The sequence below is a fragment of the Enterococcus phoeniculicola ATCC BAA-412 genome (assembly GCF_000407505.1).
Taxonomy (GTDB): Bacteria; Bacillota; Bacilli; order Lactobacillales; family Enterococcaceae; genus Enterococcus_K; species Enterococcus_K phoeniculicola.
Window position 1 is genome coordinate 700,869 of the sequence record NZ_ASWE01000003.1, and the last position, 19,912, is coordinate 720,780.

Below are 19,912 nucleotides of genomic sequence, written 5' to 3' on the forward strand. Positions count from 1 at the left end.
CTCCTTTTACGAAAGACTGGATAAATAACGATACATGCTTGGTTCAGGGATGTTTAGAAGTTTAGATGCTTCAGAAACTCCTCCTTTTGTATGGAAAACACCGCGTTTTTTTAATTCTGAAATGATAGCTAATTTTTGCTTTTTATTATACTTTCGATGCCCCTCTAGTTGAAGAGTTAGCAAGACTTCTTGAATGATTTCTGAAATAAGTTTTGCAGGTTCATCAGCAGCAGAGGTTAGAGTAGTTGGTTTTTCTTCAAGAAGATGCTGTAAATTCACGAGAGAGAGAATGGTTGCGGCTGCTTCTTGATAGGCTGAAACATCTTGAATGATACTTAATAAACCGATAAGTTTTTCCTCTTCACGAATCAATAAGGTGGAGGCTTTTTTTGTTGGTGTTAATGATGTATCAACATACAGTTGGTCTTTAGGAATTTGTTGTTTAGTTTCTATGAGTTTAGCTGAAAAAAAGGGCAAGGGCGCCCCTTCTTGATAAGTGGGTTTGTCATTAGACCAAACATTAAGGATGGCTGCATTTGAGTCAACTGTTTGAAGTAAAATTTCGCATTTCGTCGGATTTATATGAATAATGAATTGAGCGATTTGTGCCCAATAGTGAATTTGTTTTTTGTTCATTGTTATTCTCCTGCTGATTTTTATAAAAAAATCCCACACTCATACTTCCTATAAAGAATGAGTGAAGGAATCTACGCAGCTCTATTATGATAGTGACTACGTTTCTGTACAGTCGGTGTCTTTTCTAATGCACTTACTTGTTTTCGTTTGTTGTAGTTTACTCGGACAGTTGTATAAAGTCCAAACAACAATATGTAGCTGAAGAATAAAAATCCTTGAGCCGCAACAAAAAAGTAGCCCACTTTTTGAGAAAAAGATGGATCAAAAAAAGTGGAAGCTATAAATTGAATGGCAAATAAAATTAGTGAAAGACCACACATTGATTTAAATAATTTCAAGATTCTACCTCCAACATCGACTAGCTCTAATTTATCACTTTCTTAAGAAAAATGCTACCTTTTTCTCTGGAAATTGGGAGGAAACGTTTGAAATAGTGGCTCATGCATAAAAGAATTGGGAAACGCTTCCTATTTCTGCTCTTACTCTCTCCATTTTTATCATTCATGAAGCGATTCTTTTTGAGAAATTTCTTGATAGCGTTTTGTGAAAGCCCATTTCTTTATCGTATAGTCTGTTTGTGCCAGTTTCTTGAAAATTTTTGAAGTGATGGGTGTCATCCGGACATTTAGATAATCTGCCAAATAGACGTTTTCAAGACGTTTTTCTGGATAAAGGAATTCTTGCCGAATAATTCCCCAAATGATAAACGACCGAGCCATGGAACTTTGCAGACTTCTTCTTTGGATAGGGCTTTGAATGCAGAATTTATTTGAAAGAGTTAGAAGAGTATCCAGTTCAGTAGAAGAGATAGATGAAATTTGCGCTGGATTTATCCAAATAGTGGATTGAGCATGATCAGGAGCTTCCATGGGTAATAGTACATAATCTTTTGTTGCAACAGGTATTTTATAAATATTGTTTGGGAAAAACTGCGCGATGGTTTTGCAATAAGTTATATAGTTAAGAAAATGAATCTGTTTTAATAACATATGAACACATTCCAATGGGCTATGATCGATAAGACTTAGCCGATTTTTATAGATAATGAGGGTTTGTGGATGAGTGAAATTATTTTCTATGGGAAGTAAGGCATAGATTTCTTCAAAAAAGTTATCTGAAAAATGTAGCGTTAAGCGATTGGCAAATTGACTACAGCTATGAATGGAGTGAATAGACTGTGCATGAATAAATTTCTGAAAGGTCGTGTTTGTATGACAAGCTGAATGAGTGACTTGATTTTTTCTAAATCTATAATGTTTATGCATAAGTAATCCCCCTCTAAACTTTTTTCAGAGATAGTGTACCATGAATAGTTATAGAAATTTCTGCAATTTTCCTCCTCTGACTGTTATTTTCCCATTTGTTTTTAGACTACATTCCCTTTATGATTTTCCTACCGGCCGGAGTTTGATAGGGGATGTGTATCATGAATGAAAGAGAATTTGAAGATTTACTAATAAGTTATGAAGGACTATTTAGAGTTGTGTTATTTAAATGTCATATATACAAAAATAATTCCTCATATGAGGATTATTTACAGCGGATAAAACTTTTATTTTTTGAGTTGACAAACCAGCACCATTCTATTGATGAATTTAAAAAAAGTTATCCACTAGGCTATCTTTTTCAGCGATTATCATGGAAAGTGAAGGATCTTCAACGAATAGAAAAAAGACAGATAGACATACGCCAACGAATAATCCTCTATTATCAGGAGCCAGCTGCGCATTCAATAGAAGCAAAAGTTGAAGAAATGAATCTATTTGAAACAGCTTGGCATGGGGCAACGATCGAAGAAAAAGAATTTTTATTAGCGTTACTGCAAGAAACGGATATTGAGTTGTTAGCTAGAAAGTACAACGTAAGCTCACAGACAATACGAAATAAAAAAAGCCGACTGCTAAAAAAATATTTTTTGAGAAAATAGATATTTTCTTTTAATTTCTCGATGAAGAATCGTTACTAATGATGTAGGTCGTGCACAACTTACAAAAATTGAGGAGGTTAGACAAATGAAAACATTAGATAGTACGAAACTAACGGTGGTATTAAAAGAACCTGGAGTGGAGAAGACAAAAAAACAAAACTTAGCAAATATCACACCCAATCCTGAGGAAGCTCAAATTTTTGATCTAGGCGATATTTTAGCTAGTTTTGCTCCGGATGCAACGATTTGCGAGTCGGTCATTAAAACAGAACAAGTAAGTTATAGAAAATAGGAGGAAACAAAATGAAAGAATTACACTTATCTTTTTTAAATGCAGTAGGCGGGAAACATACATTTAAACCAAGCTTGACAAAGGAAGATTGGACTGCAGAAGAAGTTCGTGAAAAAATGGAGGCATTTAAAAAATTAACGATTTTTGAAAAAGAAGGCGTCGCATTATTTCGAGAAGTAAGTGGCGCAAAGTACGTTGAAACGATTGAAACAGAGTTGTTTTAACGAAAACCAATCATTCTAAAATAAGAGTTACTTCTTTTCAAAACCTTTATTAAAATCTTACGAGGGTGGGGTATAACTAAATTAGTTATGTCCTACCTTCTCTTTTTTTACCAAAGAAAAGCTATAACGACGTTAGATAAAAGAAACCAAAATAAAAAAGAGAGACAACAATTGTCTCTCCCCATACACGCTGACGAAAGAGCTTTCCCCAAAACTCTTTACGCCATTATTATAATACAATCGTTATCGTTTGTGCAACTTTCTCGTTTTCTCAAAAAAGAAGTCTGCTTATTTTAAATAGACTAGGGATAATTAAGACTAGTCAACCAAAATAGTTATTCAATGCTAGTTTTGATTTTTTGTTTGTTCAAGTGAGTCTGAATCTGACTATGTAATTGCTCATTTTGGTTAATCGCAGATAGAGCTTCTGCAATTAAGTAATTTTCCTGGGGTGTATATACCCCTCTTAACTGGCCATTTTCTTGATTTTTTCCACGCTCAAAATATAGTCCTTCAAGCATGTGTGTAGAATGATTTTTTTCAGTAAGTAAAATCCCCATAGTACATAGTTCGTAGGCACGGGAATAATTATTTTGGGTTGAGTAAAACTTTGCACTTGTATAATAGATATCGGCGCATTCAATACACTCAGCAGGCACATGCTGCTCCATTAACATTAACGCTTTTTCGTAATAAGTTTTTGCACGTTTATGTTCTCCAGAGAAAGAAAAACAGGCAGCCATCCCATTAATAGATAGTATTGTATATAAATGTTGGAATTCTCCTAATGTGATTGCTCGTTTGAAGTAAATAAAGGCCTGGTCTTTCTCGTTTTTTCCAAGAAGGGTTGTAATACCCAAGTAATAAAGTGCCCGGGAAAGAAGCTGAAAGTCATCAATGGATTCTAAATCCAAATGTTTTTCCATCAAAGTTAAAGCCGATTCGTAACGTGTCTTGGCACAAAGCTTGCCAACAATGTTCAGCAAGGAAAAAGTTTCCCGTAGCTGAGCGTTTTCCAATACATCTGAAATCGTTAAATCTAACCGATAGCAAATCGCCGACAATGAATCTAAACTTTCACATGTGTTTTCCTTTTCAACCGTTATAAGGACTTCTGTTGGACAAATCCCTTTTGTTAACTGTGTCTGAGACAATTGTTTTGCTCGGCGAATTGTTCGTATAAATGTACCATTAACCTCCACATCATACCTCCTATTCAGTAATCCCCATTAAGAAAAGTATAGTATGAAAAGAATAAAATAACAAGTTTATTACTAACGAGAAATGTCATGTTTTGCTTTGGAAAAAGAGAACCTTTACCAAGAGGAAAATAGTCTTGATGAAGGTCCGCGTATTTAAATTCTATGGACAGACTGTCCTTCGATTAAACTGTAGCCTAAGCTAATCTTTTTGATAAGTGCAGGATTAGCAATTTTATCTAAGAGTAATTGAACAGCTCTGTTACCAATACTCATCTGGTCTTGCTGAATATGTGTAAAGGTAAATGCGTTTATATCAAAAATATTAATCGGCGGATGGTCAAAGCACACAATAGAAAAGTCATTTGGAATAGATTTTTCCAATAGCTCGACTGCACTTTTGGCTAAAAGAGCAATATTGTATTCGGTGGATAGGATGGCAGTCATGTCCTTATTTCTTTGAATGAATTCAGAGATCGCCTGAATGTCTTCTGAAATATCACGGGTTGAGTTAGGGACAACAGAGTCTATAGTTGATAGAATCTGTGTTTGATTTACAACAATCCCTTCATCAATATGTGATGATAAAAAGCCATTAACTCGCTCGTCTATAGTTGTGACTTGACTATCGGAAGTGACAAGTCCGATTTTTTTATGCCCTTTTTTAAAAAGATATTTTGTTAGTTCTTTGGTCGCATTGAAATTGTCTGTTTGAACACTACAAATAGGAAGATTTGCCATTTGACGATTGAGCAATTGTCCTATGGAGATGAAAGAAACGCGTGCTTGCATATATTTTATACAGCATGAGACTTAAAAGAAAAACTAGATGAAAGCCGTTTGGATACTTAGAAATCCTGTTATCGAAATAAAAGCTGGTATTTCTTTCAAATTTAGGTTAAAAAATAAAACGCTATTATGAAAAAACAACATTGAAAATAAGTTTTTCTTTCATTATAAAATAGAAGGACTACTTAGTAGAAAAAGAATGGAGCGTTCGTTTAAAATAACATGAAAATAAAAAAATGGAGAATACATTCAAATATGTTCAATTATTTGAATGTATTTGAACGTTTTTCTATATAGTTCATTTTGGTGTATTTAAGCAATCTTGTGAATAAAATAATCATATATCTATAATTTGTTATTGAAATGTGAATGATAAGGAAAATGGATTAGAAAGTTAAAATAACGGTGTATATTAGTGGAGATGCGAAGGAATAGTCCATATACTTGGGGGAAATAAAGGAGGACTTTATGAATGAAAAATAAAAAAGTTGAAAAACTAGTATACAGCTTTATGACACTGATTGTATTCATGCAGTCATTTGTTCCAATTCTAGCAGTAGCTGAAACAAAAGATGAAGGAACAGCACCAGTTATAATAAAGACTGCGGAGTTGTCAAAAAATGATGATGCGTCAGTAAATCTTAAATTAGCGGGGGAAATAACAAATAATGGGGAGACTACGATTGAAGACTCGCTTTCAATTGTTGAAGGGACAAGCTTTGTAGCAAAAGATCCTCAGTCTTTGGGAGTTGGAGAGTCAACTTATACTACCTCTTCAGATAAATTGACTTTTCATGTGAGTGCTAAAAGCAGTGGAACATTCTCAATTACTGCATCTATAGCAGCTGAAACATTGGGTCAGACAATGACGATAAAACTAGATGACCAGACAATACCCGTAACGATTCCGTCTGAAGTGACAGAATCTAGTGTTTCTGAAAGTACCAATGAAACGCAAAGTACCGACCAAACACAGAGTTCGACAGCAGAAGCAACAACAGAAAGCCAGACAGATAATACTGAAACATCGCAGTCAAGCGAGCAGACAGAGTCTTCAAGTCAAAAGACAAATGAAACCACTGATAAAATAAAAGAACAGCAGCCAAAAGCTGCAACGGGCACAGATATCCGCACGTATTTTCCAAATGGTCAAGGAACGATTATTGATAGTGCAGATGTGACTTACTATGATAAAAATGGCAATCAACTGCAGCAGCCTGTACCGGCGGATGCTGAAGTCCGCGTTCACTATGACTGGTCTATCCCAGAAGAAGTTCGTCAACAAATTCAGCCGGGGGATCAATTCACCTTTATGTTACCAACAGGTGTAAAACCCATAGCGGGTCAAACAGGCGAGTTAAAGGATGCTAATGGTGAAGTGTATGGAACCTACGAGATGGACGTAAATGGTCAAGTAGTGATGACATTTAATGATAATGTGACAAAGGAAACAGATATAAAAGGAACGTTTGATTTTAGTACAAAATTTGATGAAGTTCATATTGATGGACCTGGAGATCATCAAATCACGTTTCCAACAGAGGATAAGATTCCACCAGTTGAAGTAACGGTTAAGCCTGCTACCGATACTTCGATTGCCAAAAGTGGTCATTTTGACAGAACGCCAAACCCAACAGAAGTCACATGGGCAGTTGATTTTAACCAGGCAATGAATGAATTAGAAAATCCAACAATTACAGAAAAATGGCCTGCAGGTTTAAGCTATCAATCAGTAAAAGTTTATAAACTTGAGATGAACCTAGATGGAACGATTGAAAAAGTTGGGCAAGAATTATCGCCAAGTGACTATACAGTTGACGCAAACGGGAACGTTACGATTAAAGGAAAAACCTCAGATGCTTATCGTGTAGAATATGTAACGAGTATTGATGAGGATGCAATTCCAGATCAGGGAGGAAAAGTAACGTTTGTTAATACAGCTACGTTGACAGATGATACAAATCCAGATGGTTTGGATGCAAAAGCAAGTGTTACCAATACTTTTGGGAAAATGGTTGAAAAAAATCAAGTGGGGTATGACCCAGATAAACAAGAATTCTCATGGGAAATTAACTATAACTATGGGGAAAAAACAATCGCTCAAAAAGATGCAGTCATTACAGACACTATGAGTAGTAATATGACGTTATCTGGAGACCCTGTCATTTATCCTGTCACTTATGGTCCTAAAGGAGAAGAAATCAAAGGAAGTACACCATTAGTAGAAGGAACGGATTACAAATTAGTTAAAAATCCTAATGGAGATGGCTTTGTTATTGAATTTTTACAAGACGTTACGAGTGCCTATAAAATCGAATACAAATCAAAGGTTGAAGGGATTATTACTGATCCTACAGCAATTGATAATAAAGTAGAAGTGGGCACTGGAGAAACAGGAAACGGTTCAGGAACGGCAGAACAACAAAATGTCATTAAATATTTAGATAAAAACAGTATTGACTATCAAAATAAGACGATTGATTGGATTATTCAAGTAAACAGAAACCATTATGATATGTATGACTTGGTATTAACCGACACCTTTTCACCTGTTCCGGGTTTAGAGCTAGTAAAAACACCTGATTTATCAGGCTATGAATTAACGGTAACCAGCTCTTCAGGGAAAACGTTGCAACAAGGAGTCGATTACAGTATTGTACCTACTCTAAATAGTCAAAATCAGCAGACTGGTTATGAGTTGAAGTTTTTAGGGAGTTACAATCCAACCAATGAAGCCTTTACAATAAAATATACGACGAGCTTTAATTCAGTATTAATTGATCCAAATGATCCCTCACTCGATCATTTTACAAATGATATCAGTGCAGACTGGTTATCAGCTAATGAAGATAAACATCACTCTGAAGATAAAGGCGAGTTTAAACCAGATTCATCTTTTTCACTAAATGCTCAAAAAAGTGGTGCTTACAATGCACAGACAAAAATTATTACATGGTCGATTGCAGTAAATTTAAGTGGAAATATATTAAATAATGCGTTTTTAACGGATAAAATTTTAGATAATCAAAAATATGTTGCAGGTTCTTTAAATGTTTATGAAGCCCATACGAATTCGAATGGAACAGTAGTAAAAGATGACAATACACCTGATAATCATTTAATGAAATCAGTTACTGAACCTACAGCAGCAAATGGGCATACGTTTGATATTCGGTTTCCTGATCAAAGTCAGCACACCTATATTGTTGAATTTGAAACATCTTTAGTTGGACAGGTGATTGATGAATCAAAGGAATACGATAACCATGCAACGTATTCAAATGATGGACGAGATAGAGATGTTCTAGGAAAAGTTACTGTCAATAATGGGGGCGCTCATGTACAAAAATCAGGAGAACAAGATAAGAACCATCCTGATTATGTCAACTGGCATGTTACTATCAATCCTGCTCAGTCAGTATTAAAAAATGTAGTGGTTACCGATAAGCCATCGAATAATCAGATTGTAGACGAACAATCGATTCAACTTTATGAAACAACGGTTGCTGTGGATGGAACGATTACTCCGGATAAATCCAAACCTTTAATACAGGGAGTAGACTATTCCTTGAGTATGACAACTGATAATGTCACAGGAGATCAAGTCATTGAAGTGAGATTCCTCCATGAAATTTCAACCGCATATTATATGGAGTACCGTGCATTAATTAATTCATCTTCGACTGGAAGCAAGGATAAATTAACTAACGAAGCGACGGTTACCGGTGATGGAGAAAAAACGGTCACAGATAATAGTGGAAAAGATATCACTGTAGAAGTGGATCATAGTGGTGGAACTGCTTCAGGGAAAAAGGGCAGTATTACCCTTCAAAAGACAAATGAAGATCAATCAGTTTTCTTAGCAGGGGCTCACTTCCAGTTGTGGGATACAACAAAATCACAAATTCTTCGCGAGGGAGATGTGGACGTTACAGGGAAAATTACATTCGGAAATCTGCAGCTAGGCGAATATTTACTTGTTGAAACAACTGCTCCAGCAGGATACACGATTCCAGATGACTTAGTTCGTGGACGACGAATTTCGATAACAGCAGGTACCTCATCAGAAACAGCAAAACCGACAGCGATCGTCAATGAACCAAATAAAGTAATTTTAACGAAAACTGGTGAACAAGGGGAAAAATTAGCGAATGCGGAATTTCGACTAGAAAAACAACAAGGACTACTATGGATTGATGTGACTCCCGGTCCTTTAGTCACGAATGCACAAGGGGTACTGGAAATTGACAGTTTGCCTTTAGGACATTATCGCCTAACCGAAATCAAAGCACCCGCAGGCTACCTTGTGAATACGACTCCTATTGAATTTACGGTGGCAAAAACAGATCAAAATCAAATTCCAACAGTTGAGCTTTCTATGATTGATTATCAGGGTTCAGCTGTGTTGACAAAATTTACAAGCGATGAGTATACGCTAGCAGGTGCGACATTTAAAGTGATAGATGCTAAGGGAAATACAATCAAGGATAATTTAGTGTCTGATGCAAACGGAAAGGTTTATGTAGATGGACTTGCGCCGGGAGATTATTTCTTTGTGGAAACCAAAGCACCCGCAGGATATGTTTTAAATACAAAAAAATATCCATTTACAATTACCAATCAAGCAGCAGCTAAACCAGCAGAGGTTAATGCAGGACAAGCATTTAATTACAAAGGCTCAGCGGAGTTAATCAAAGAAGATGAGTCAGGAAAAGTGTTAGCAGGTGCGATCTTTAAAGTGGTAGATGCTAAGGGAAATACAATCAAGGATAATTTAGCTTCTGATGTAAATGGGAAAATTTCCATAGATGAGTTAGCCCCAGGGGATTATTCATTTGTAGAAACCAAAGCGCCAACTGGCTATATACTGAATACGAAAAAAATTGATTTTACTATTTCTGCTGCAAGTGATGGAAAACCAGAAGTAGTAAAAGCGGGGACTATCACCAATTATCAAGGATCAATTACCCTTCATAAAGTGAATACAGCAGATGAATTCTTAGAAGGTGCTGAGTTTACTCTTTATGATGATCAAATGAAGGAGCTAGATAAAGTGACTTCTGGAAAAGACGGCTTAATTCAATTTGACCATCTTGCCCCAGGAACCTATTATTTGGTAGAAACTAAAGCACCAAAATTGGCAGATGGCACAGATTATGTAATCAATCCCTATCCCGTAAAAGTTACGATTCCTGATAAAACGGACAATCAACCAGTGATAGTAGACAAAGGAGAATTCCAAAACTTCAAAGGAAAAGCAGAAATTCAGAAAACTGGGAAACATGGCTCAATTGCAGGAGCTGAATTTGCCCTCTATGTTATTGAAAATGGACAAGAGAAATTTGAAAAAACGATTGTAGTTCCTGCAACGGGAATCTTACCCATTGATAATTTGGGCGCTGGACAATATAAGCTAGTGGAAACAAAAGCAGCACCTGGCTACATTATTAATAACCAGCCAATTTATTTTGTAGTGGATCCAAGTATTGAAGGAACAGTCGATCACTTTGACTTTGAAAACTATGAATCAGAAATAATTGGTCAAAAAATAGATGGGGACAAGCTAACTTCAGAAGGCTTAACAGGCGCTGAATTCCAAATCTATGAGCAAAATCCAGATGGTTCAAAAGGAAATGGTCCTATTTCTGTGAGAGATGCTACAGGACAACAAACCGATACGATTACGACAGATAGTAAAGGTGAACTTTATGCTGCGGGTCTGTCTATCGGAAACTATCTATTAGTGGAGACCAAAGCACCAGCAGGTTACGTACTTGATACCACTGAGCATGCATTTGAAATTAAAGAACAAGCAGGAAAACCGGATGCCGTTGATTTGGGCAGTATTGCGAACTATCGTGGAAAGATTGATATTACAAAAACAAATGAAAGTCAAACGCTTCTAGAAGGCGGTACATTTGTCTTAGCAACTGATAAAGCAGGAAAGCAACCTGTCACAGTCATTGGAATGGACGGAAAAGAAACAACAGAGTTACATGCAATCAAAGGTCATATTCAAGCACAGGGACTTGCACCGGGAACGTATTACTTGGTGGAAACGAAAGCTCCGGATGGTTATATTGTGAATACAGAACCGATTGAAGTAGTCATTTCCGAAAAAGCACAGGGACTTGAAGGACTGGAAGTTGAAGGGAATTTAGTCAATTATCAAGGTTCTGTTCTTTTGACAAAAGAAAATGAACAGGGCGTTGGATTACAGAATGCTGAGTTCAAGATTATTGATGCAAATGGGAAAACCGTTCAAACAGGAATAACCTCTGATACAAATGGGGGAGTAAAAGCAGAGGGACTTGCGCCTGGAAATTATCAATTTATCGAAACGAAGGCGCCAAATGGGTATCTATTGAATACAGCGCCTATCGATTTTACGATTAATGACCAGGCAGAAGGAAAACCTGAAACAGTAACTATCAAAGATTCCTTCATTAATTACAAAGGTTCAGTTCTTATGACAAAAGTTGATGAGACAGATAAAGTGTTGGCAGGAGCTGAATTTAACATTGTCGATACAACAGGAAAAACCGTTCAAACAGGAATAACCTCTGATACGAATGGGGAAGTAAAAGCGGAGGGACTTGCACCTGGCGATTATCAATTTATCGAGACAAAAGCGCCAAGTGGGTATCTATTGAATACAACACCAACGGACTTTACAATTAAGGATCAGGCAAAAGGGAAACCCGAAGTGGTGACTATTGATAAACATTTTATCAATTATAAAGGCTCAGTCATTATGACAAAAGTAGATGAGAAGGATAAGGCTCTAGCAGGGGCTGAATTTAAACTTGTAGACAGCAAAGGGAAAACCGTTCAAGACAAACTGATTTCAGATGCAAATGGGGTTATCAAAGCACAAGGAATCGCACCGGGAAGCTATCAGTTAATTGAAACCAAAGCGCCGGATACGTATATTTTGAATACGAAGGCAATCGACTTTGTTATTAAGGATAACGATGCGGGAAAACCTGAAGTGGTGAATATCTCAGAACACTTTATTAATTACCGAGGCATCGCTGAGCTAACGAAAGTAAATGAACAAAATGAACCATTACAAGGGGCTGAATTCAAGGTAGTGGATCGTGATGGAAAAACAGTGAAATCAAACCTCATTTCTGACAAAAAAGGAAAAGTCTCGGTAAAAAATCTAGCCCCAGGAACGTATCAATTCGTTGAAGTTAAAGCGCCAACTGGCTATAAGATTAGCGAAAAGACGGTCACCTTTACGATTGATAAAACTGCTGAAAATGAACCGGCTATTCAAAATGGCGGAGATTTCTTGAACAAGAAGATATCAAAACCTGTTGCACCAAAGCCAACAACGCCAAAACCAATGAATAAGTCAAAAAATCATTTGCCTCAAACGAATGATCAACGAAATACTTCATTTGTAATTATAGGCATCGTGGTATTAGCAGCAGTCGGAATTGGCTATTTTTGGAGAAAGAAAAAATAAAGTAATCTAGTGATAGCATTGAAGAAGTTCGGGACAGAAGTATGAATTAATGTGTTGCTTTTGTTCTCGCCAGTTACTAAGATTTTACGAGGGTGAGATATAACTTAGATAGTTATGTCTCACCCTCACTCTTTTTGACTAATGCAGGGAGCAATGTATGTTGTTAAATCCTAGGTGTATGAAAAAGGAATAGAATTTGAGCAACGTCACATTTTCATCAATAAAACTTTTTTATATGTATAGTTTGCTGGAAAAGTTTGAGATAGCGATGAATTTTTTTGAAAGTTTACGAATGGTTATTCATTTAGTCGAATAGATAGAAAGCAAAAGGGAAAATCCCTCGCAAATAGTAGTATATTTTGCAAAATAAAGAGGAACAACTTATGATAAGAGTAGAAATTTTCTTTTTCTCATCGAGTTACCATGTTTCAAACGAAGAAATCGTGGTATAATTTGGAGTGGTTTTTGAGTTTTTATGCAAAAAGCAATTATTTTTGGATATAGCAGGAGGTAAATGAATGGAAGAAAAAGTGGGAAATATGAAGCCGAAAAAGGATTTCACAAAAATGCGAACACCGCATACATATGTTATTATTTTTGGGGTAGTGATAGCCGCATGGATTTTAACGTTTTTAGTACCGGCAGGTAAATTTAGTACACAAGAAATTGAGTATAAGGATGCCAATGGAGAAACAAGTACGAGAACTGTTTTACGTCAAGACTCGTTTCGTTATGACTATCCATTAGATAAATCATTTGTCTTTGATCAGCTAGAAGAGCTTGCTCAAAATCCAAGTGAGATGGAAAAGTTAGATGTTCCAGAAGAGGGACTAGCGGCTGTTTTGTCGGAGGGAGAAAAAAATCTTACACAAGAAAAGTTGGATGAGCTTTCTTTAACCGATGATGTTTTATATGATGAATATGGAAATAAGATGTATGACACCTCTAAAAAGCTTCATAAAACAGCCAAAATTTGGGGAACTGATGATTTTAATGGGTTTGGGTTTCTGAATTTTGTTTTTGAAGGGCTTGTGTCTGGCGATAAATATGGCTCGGCGGTAGGGATTGCAGCTCTTATTCTAGTGGTTGGTGGTTCCTTTGGGATTATTATGAAAACAGGCGCTATTGATGCTGGAATTTTTGCATTTATTAGTCGAACAAAAGGGTTGGAACGCTTAGCACTACCATTACTTTTCTTTGCCTTTTCATTCGGCGGAGCAACTTTTGGAATGGCAGAAGAAGTGATTCCATTTTCTATGGTGATGGTTCCTTTTGTTATTGCATTGGGCTATGATTCGATTGTCGCCGTCACCGTCACCTATGTGGCTTCTCAGATAGGAAATGCAACTTCCTGGATGAGTCCATTTAGTGTGGCTGTTGCACAAGGGATTGCTGGAATTCCCGTCTTATCTGGCGCGACATTCCGCTTAATTATGTGGGTTGTTGTTACAGGACTATCTGCAGCATATATGATGTTTTATGCAGAAAAAGTTAGAAAAAATCCAGAAGCGTCACTAACACACAAGACCGATCAATATTTCAGAGATCACATTAAGAAGACGGCAGATGAAAAAGTAGCATTTACACTTGGACATAAATTGATTTTAGTCGAAATGTTAGTAGTTTTAATTTGGATTGTTTGGGGAGTTACACAAAAAGGCTATTATATTCCGGAAATTGCTTCTCAATTCTTTGTTATGGGGCTTGCTGCAGGAATCATTGCAGTGATATTCAAACTAAATGATATGAGAATCAATGATATTGCTTCTTCATTTCAATCTGGTGCAGCTGACTTAGCTGGAACGGCGATTGTTGTGGGGATGGCTAAAGGAATCCTATTAGTTCTTGGAGGCTCAGATGCCAATGTACCTTCTGCACTGAATACTATCTTGCATAGTATTGGTAGTCTATTGACAGGTGTACCTGCGATGGTTGGTGCATGGGTGATGTATATCTTCCAAAGTTTATTCAATCTAGTTGTTACATCAAACTCTGGTCAAGCAGCTTTAACGATGCCGATTATGGCTCCATTGTCTGATTTAATTGGTGTTCCTAGACAGGTAGCTGTTTTAGCTTATCAATTAGGAGCAGGCTTTGTTGATGCATTTACTCCTGTTTCTGCTAGTTTGATTGGGGTACTGGGTGTTGCACGTATTGAATGGATTAAATGGGCAAAATTCCAAATTAAGATGCAAGCTTTTCTATTTGCATTAGGAACAATCTTTATTATGATTGCAATTGCTATCGGATTACAGTAATTAAATAGAGCCTTATCCATAAAACAAGAGACTGTTTCTTATGTTTAATGGGTAAGGTTTTTGAGTCCCTAGAAAAAAGGCAGACAAAGGTATTTTTATTGGTTATTTAAGAGTGGATGATTCGCTTTATCATAATTATGATAAAGCGAAACGTTCGCAGTTATTTCTGTAAAGTGAAAAAACATGAATTTATCTGACTGTGTGGCAAGATGACTATGGGAATATTTCAAGAAATGGAAATTGGATGAATATAAGGAGAAAATCGCTGTTTTATAGCATGAAAAAATAGTGGAAAAGAACATTTTTGTTTTACTTATTTTTTATATAGTGGTTTAATCTAAATAGCTAAATTGGCTTAGAAGGAGGGATGCTTTATGGTATGGTTAGAGGCAAACGAACGGATAGAGTTGGAATTATTGGAACGAATTGATTGTCAGCTGACCCCTTATACTATTGAAGGGATTACCAAGGACACAGAGCATTCCAGAAATACAGTTCGCAAATATTTAGAGATGCTGGAAACGAGAATTGATACTCATTTTAAACCAGAAGAGATTTTACTTAAAGTAAACAATCAAAAGATTGATTATTTCCGTAACCGTCATTTCAGTATTCAAAAAGTGTATTTATCTATCATGGAAGAAAATATCACACTTAATTTAATTGAACAATTTTTTTACAAAGAATTTTTTTCATTGGAACAGTTTTGTAAAGAATATTATGTTAGTAACTCTTCCATGCGTCGGAAACTGAAAAAAGTAAATGAATTATTAAAACCAAAACAGTTAAGAATTTCGCTAATTGAACGTGCTCTTATAGGAAAGGAAGAAGATGTCCGCCATTTTTATTTTCAATTGTACTGGACGATTTTTCGTGGAGCAAAATGGCCATTTCATCAGATAAAACGTGAGAAAGTTTTAGCGGTAGTTAAGAAGATAGAGGAACATCTAGACATGTCATTTAGTCCAAGTGCCCGAGAAAAATTTGCTTATTTCTATGCAATTAGCGGGATAAGACGTGAGCAAGGGTACCGAGTAAAACTAGAGGAAGCTATCTGTAAGTTTATGGAAAAGACCACTTTCTATCAACCATTGAAAGAAATTATTCCTCACGTTTATTTAGGAGCTGGCATCTCAACAGATGAATCAGAGTTTACCGCCATTCTCATTGCACTAGAAATTATCCCTGGCATTAAAAATGAAAAACGTCCGTGGAACAGTGTACTTTTACAACATCAAAAGCAAAATACTTCTATGTATCGAGTGAGTCAATTTTGGATTACATCTTTTGAAAAATACTTCAAATTAACGTTTCCAGAAGAAGCAAAAGAAGATATGCTTCAAAAATTAATTCGCTGTCACTCCCGAACCTATCTTTTGAGACATGATTTTCAGTTTGTTTCTCACTATCAATATACAGATGAACTAAAGGAAACACTCCCAATTTTTAATAGCCAACTAGAAGATTTTTTCACTATTTTGCAAAAGTCGGATTATAAGGAAACATTTATCAATAAAGATTATTTATTCCCGAGGTATGCTTTGATTGCATTAAAATATTTAAATCTAGTAGAAAAAGAAAAACAGATTATTGTCGCTATTGAAACGGACTCAGCTATTTTATTTGAGGAACTAATTCAAGACAAACTGATTGCATCCTTTGGAAGAATGTATGATTTGAAATTTGTTTCAATTAGAGAAGCATACGATATTGTTATAACAAACTTTCCATTAGAGGATACAGAAGCAGAAAAAACTATTTTTATTCGTTCGCAGTTAAATACAAGAGATTGGCTGATTTTACAACAAGAATTTGATGATATAATTAAAGCAAAACAAAAGAAACAGCTGAAAAAGAGAAAATGAAATGAGGGTGGAGATCGGGAGAGAAGAGTTCAGCACCGAGAACCAAGTAGGTACTGTAAATCACGAAGTTTTACTTTCAATGACGCGCAGTACTACTTGATTTTCAAAGCTAACTGATTCCGTTTCACCACCATTTATTTACTACAAAAAGCCAATCATTTATATTGACGGATTTCAGGTGCTTCGTAGTCCTCAATAAATTGATGGATTTCATCAAGATCTGTAGAAAATAGAAGTTTTTCTCGATCTTTTTTTGTGAGAAAACCGTTATGAACCATCTGTGTATAGAAATCCGAAATTAGCTGATAGTAATGGTTTGTATCAAAGAAAACTGCTGGCTTTTGATGCTCGCCAACTCGTCCCCAAGAAATGACTTCAGTAATTTCCTCCAATGTTCCAGGACCTCCAGGTAATGCGATAAAGCATTCCGCTAAGTCCATCATTTTCTTTTTTCGGGTATGCATATTATCTACTGTGTAAAGAGAGGTTAGGCCTTGATGGGCAATTTCTCTTTCTACAAGAAATTCTGGAATTACGCCAATCACTTCTCCGCCATTTTCTAAGACAGAATCTGCTAAAATACCCATCAGACCTGCATTTCCACCACCATAGACTAACGTATGCTGATTTTTTCCAATCCACGTTCCTAGTCGTAGTGCGTCTTCTTTGAACTCTTTTTTATTTCCAATACTAGCTCCGCAAAAAACTGCAATTTTCATCTTATCCCCTCCGCCAAAATAGTATATCATAGAGAAGACACAAAAAGGAGCGAACAAATAATGAATATGAAAGCCTATCAAACATGGGTGAGTGAGTTTTACAAAAAGCGTGGATGGTATCAGTTAGATCCATTTATTCGAATGAATTTTTTATTTGAAGAAACTGGAGAAGTAGCACAAGTTATTCGCAGTATAGAGATTGGTCGTGACCGTCCAGATGAGAAACCACAGCAAACAGAAGAGCTTTTAGCGCATCTCACAGAAGAATTAGGGGACGTTTTAGACAATCTTTTTATTTTAGCGGACAAGTATGATATTTCACTAGAACAAATTGTAGAAACCCATAAAGAAAAACTAGAAAAACGATTTTCAGATAAGTAAAAGAAAAAGAGGTCGGAACAGAAGTGTTCAGCTCCGAGAAATAAGAAGGAATTCACGAAGATTGTTCCTCAAATCTTTGGGAATTTCAGCTTATTTTCGAAGCCTTCAACTCTAGCATGTTCCATGCGTAGAAGTTGTTGAGAGCGAAACGCAGTGGAGATGAGTTGCTTCTGTTCCCGCCGTTTATTAAGATTTTACAAAGGTGTGGAATAACTTAATTAGTTATGTCCGACCTTCTTTTTTTGATGAAATTGGTAAATGATTTAGTAAAATGTGGTAAACTATACCTAAATTGAATAGAGGTGGAAAATTTGAAAATTAGTCAACGATCTTTTGGAGAAAAAGCAACTTTATTTATTTTAGAAAATGATAACGGATACAAATTGGAAGTGACAGATTTTGGTGCTAGAGTGGTAAACTTTATGGTTCCAACTCAATCTGGTGACAAAAATATTGTTTTAGGTTTTGATTCAGCAGAAGAATATTTGGAAAAAGATACTTATATTGGTGCGACTATTGGCCGTGTGGCAGGTCGAATTACAAAAGGACAATTTGAGATTGACGCAACAGCTTATCAAGTGGTTACACAGCCAGAGCATGGAAATACGCTTCATGGGGGACCAAACAGCTTTGAGGAAGTTTATTGGGCTGCAAAACCATTTGAAGATGAACGTGGGGTACATGTAACATTCACTTATACAAGTCCAGATGGAGAAAATGGGTTTCCGGGCAATTTAGACGCGCAAGTGACTTACACATTAACGAATAAAAATGAGTGGCAGCTAAATTATGAAGCGAAAACAGACAAAGCAACATTATATAACCCGACAAATCATGTGTATTTCAATTTAACTGGAGACGTTACGAAACCAACAGATACACATAAACTTCAAGTGGCAGCCGATAAGTTTGTGGTGGTAGGCGATGATACAACAGCGACAGGTGAAATTCGCTCCGTGGAAAATACGCCATTTGACTTTCAAACAGCACAGCTAATGACGCAAGCGTATGAAGCAGACTACGAGCAAAACGTGTTGGTGGATGGATTAGACCATCCGTTTGTTTTTTCAAAAGAAGCTTCAAAACCACAAGCAACTATTGTGGCTCCTGATGAAAGTATTCGTGTAGAAATGACGACCACTGAACCATCCGTTGTCATTTTTACTGCACAGTTTGGTGAAGATGCACCGGTTATGCGTGGACAACAGCTAGCACAGCACGGCGGAATTACTTTAGAAACTCAAGTACTGCCGGGAGCTGTAGAATTTGAAGGATTTGGAAATATCATTCTTCGACCTTCAGAAGTATTTAAATCAGAAACGGTGTATAAAGTGATTGCTGATTAAGCAAAAAAAGCATGTATTCATATATATGTAGGGCTGACAAAAGAGACGTTTCAAGGTCAAGAACCTTTGAAGCGTCTTTTTTGTCTACTATTTAATCAGGAAAAGCGAAATAGTTGTTGCCAAAATGAAAACATGCTATCTTTAACTTATTAAAAGTAAGTAAAATGAGGTGTAGGGAATGGAATATTTATTTGAAAAAGGAACTGGGAAGCATTTACTGTTGTTACATGGCACTGGCGGAGATGAAACGTCATTAGTGGATATTGCCCGGTTTTTAGATGATAAGAGTACAGTCTTGTCTTTTAGAGGGATGATTCAAGAGCAGGGAATGAACCGCTTCTTTAAACGAAATGGGCTGAATCAATTTGATTATGAAAGTCTTGAAGAAGAGAGTGATAAGCTGTTGGCTGAAATTACCCGTGTGAGTGAAGAACAGGGGATTGCTTTGGAAGATTGGGTGATTGTCGGCTATTCAAACGGCGCAAACATTGCTGCTCATTTTATTTTAGAAAGAGAAACAAAACTAAATAAAGGCATCTTCTTTCACCCAATGTCGTTAGGGGTTGTCAATAAGAAGGTTGATTTATCTGAAAAACAATTTTGGTTATCGTTTGGTGCGGGAGACCCAATTGTGGAAAAGTCTGTGTTTGATGAGTTAGAGAATAATTTAAAGACACAGGGGGCAGAGGTTACGGTTGAATTAACTCAAACTGGACACCAGCTAACAATGCCAGAATTAACTGCTGCAAAAAAATGGTTAGACGAAATCTAAGGATATTTATTTTGTTTATCAGTGTGTCTA

15 protein-coding genes are annotated in these 19,912 nt (G+C 36.3%); 9 read left to right on the forward strand and 6 right to left on the reverse strand.

The window, feature by feature from the left end:
- Positions 1-6 precede the first annotated feature (6 nt).
- The 3 genes from I589_RS13765 to I589_RS13775 form a co-directional block, all read right to left on the reverse strand.
- Positions 7-636 carry a helix-turn-helix domain-containing protein gene (locus I589_RS13765; protein ID WP_010768381.1) on the reverse strand — a complete coding sequence of 210 codons (630 nt, stop codon included), beginning with the start codon at positions 634-636 and terminating at the stop codon, positions 7-9.
- 71 nt (positions 637-707) lie between these two features.
- The gene (locus I589_RS13770) at positions 708-974 is read right to left on the reverse strand and encodes a hypothetical protein (RefSeq protein WP_010768382.1); all 267 of its coding nucleotides are present in this window, start codon (positions 972-974) and stop codon (positions 708-710) included.
- 159 nt (positions 975-1,133) lie between these two features.
- Positions 1,134-1,901 carry a hypothetical protein gene (locus I589_RS13775; RefSeq protein ID WP_010768383.1) on the reverse strand — a complete coding sequence of 256 codons (768 nt, stop codon included), beginning with the start codon at positions 1,899-1,901 and terminating at the stop codon, positions 1,134-1,136.
- A 161-nt stretch (positions 1,902-2,062) separates the two neighbouring features.
- On the opposite strand from I589_RS13775, the gene I589_RS13780 reads away from it, so the two are divergent.
- The 3 genes from I589_RS13780 (at position 2,063) to I589_RS13790 (ending at position 3,079) form a co-directional block, all read left to right on the forward strand.
- Complete coding sequence (locus I589_RS13780; RefSeq protein WP_034685252.1) at positions 2,063-2,563, forward strand: hypothetical protein; 501 nt, start codon at positions 2,063-2,065, stop codon at positions 2,561-2,563.
- A gap of 85 nt (positions 2,564-2,648) precedes the next feature.
- The gene (locus I589_RS13785; protein WP_010768385.1) at positions 2,649-2,855 is read left to right on the forward strand and encodes a DUF1659 domain-containing protein; all 207 of its coding nucleotides are present in this window, start codon (positions 2,649-2,651) and stop codon (positions 2,853-2,855) included.
- A gap of 11 nt (positions 2,856-2,866) precedes the next feature.
- A complete protein-coding gene (locus I589_RS13790) occupies positions 2,867-3,079 on the forward strand; it encodes a DUF2922 domain-containing protein (RefSeq protein ID WP_010768386.1) in 213 nt (70 codons plus the stop codon).
- 335 nt (positions 3,080-3,414) lie between these two features.
- Here the strand turns inward: I589_RS13790 and I589_RS13795 are convergent, their stop codons facing one another.
- The gene (locus I589_RS13795; RefSeq protein ID WP_010768387.1) at positions 3,415-4,281 is read right to left on the reverse strand and encodes a tetratricopeptide repeat protein; all 867 of its coding nucleotides are present in this window, start codon (positions 4,279-4,281) and stop codon (positions 3,415-3,417) included.
- A 153-nt stretch (positions 4,282-4,434) separates the two neighbouring features.
- The gene (locus I589_RS13800) at positions 4,435-5,070 is read right to left on the reverse strand and encodes a substrate-binding domain-containing protein (protein ID WP_010768388.1); all 636 of its coding nucleotides are present in this window, start codon (positions 5,068-5,070) and stop codon (positions 4,435-4,437) included.
- A 469-nt stretch (positions 5,071-5,539) separates the two neighbouring features.
- On the opposite strand from I589_RS13800, the gene I589_RS13805 reads away from it, so the two are divergent.
- The 3 genes from I589_RS13805 to I589_RS13815 all read left to right on the forward strand — a co-directional run bounded on the left by I589_RS13805 (position 5,540) and on the right by I589_RS13815 (position 16,664).
- Entirely contained in the window at positions 5,540-12,541 is a 7,002-nt protein-coding gene (locus I589_RS13805; protein ID WP_010768389.1) for a SpaA isopeptide-forming pilin-related protein, read from the forward strand.
- A 518-nt stretch (positions 12,542-13,059) separates the two neighbouring features.
- The gene (gene yfcC, locus I589_RS13810; RefSeq protein WP_010768390.1) at positions 13,060-14,799 is read left to right on the forward strand and encodes a putative basic amino acid antiporter YfcC; all 1,740 of its coding nucleotides are present in this window, start codon (positions 13,060-13,062) and stop codon (positions 14,797-14,799) included.
- Between the two features lie 374 nt (positions 14,800-15,173).
- The gene (locus I589_RS13815; protein ID WP_010768391.1) at positions 15,174-16,664 is read left to right on the forward strand and encodes an AcpB/EbpR/MafR family transcriptional regulator; all 1,491 of its coding nucleotides are present in this window, start codon (positions 15,174-15,176) and stop codon (positions 16,662-16,664) included.
- Between the two features lie 155 nt (positions 16,665-16,819).
- Here I589_RS13815 and I589_RS13820 read toward each other — a convergent pair whose 3' ends face one another.
- Positions 16,820-17,383 (reverse strand): LOG family protein, encoded by a 564-nt coding sequence (locus I589_RS13820; RefSeq protein WP_010768392.1) that lies wholly within the window; start codon positions 17,381-17,383, stop codon positions 16,820-16,822.
- 60 nt (positions 17,384-17,443) lie between these two features.
- On the opposite strand from I589_RS13820, the gene I589_RS13825 reads away from it, so the two are divergent.
- From I589_RS13825 to I589_RS13835, 3 genes are all read left to right on the forward strand, one after another.
- On the forward strand, positions 17,444-17,764 hold the full coding sequence (locus I589_RS13825; RefSeq protein ID WP_010768393.1) for a MazG nucleotide pyrophosphohydrolase domain-containing protein: 321 nt from the start codon (positions 17,444-17,446) through the stop codon (positions 17,762-17,764).
- Positions 17,765-18,075: 311 nt separating this feature from the next.
- Complete coding sequence (locus tag I589_RS13830) at positions 18,076-19,110, forward strand: aldose epimerase family protein (RefSeq protein WP_010768394.1); 1,035 nt, start codon at positions 18,076-18,078, stop codon at positions 19,108-19,110.
- A 178-nt stretch (positions 19,111-19,288) separates the two neighbouring features.
- Complete coding sequence (locus I589_RS13835; RefSeq protein WP_010768395.1) at positions 19,289-19,882, forward strand: alpha/beta hydrolase; 594 nt, start codon at positions 19,289-19,291, stop codon at positions 19,880-19,882.
- The last annotated feature ends 30 nt before the right edge of the window (positions 19,883-19,912 follow it).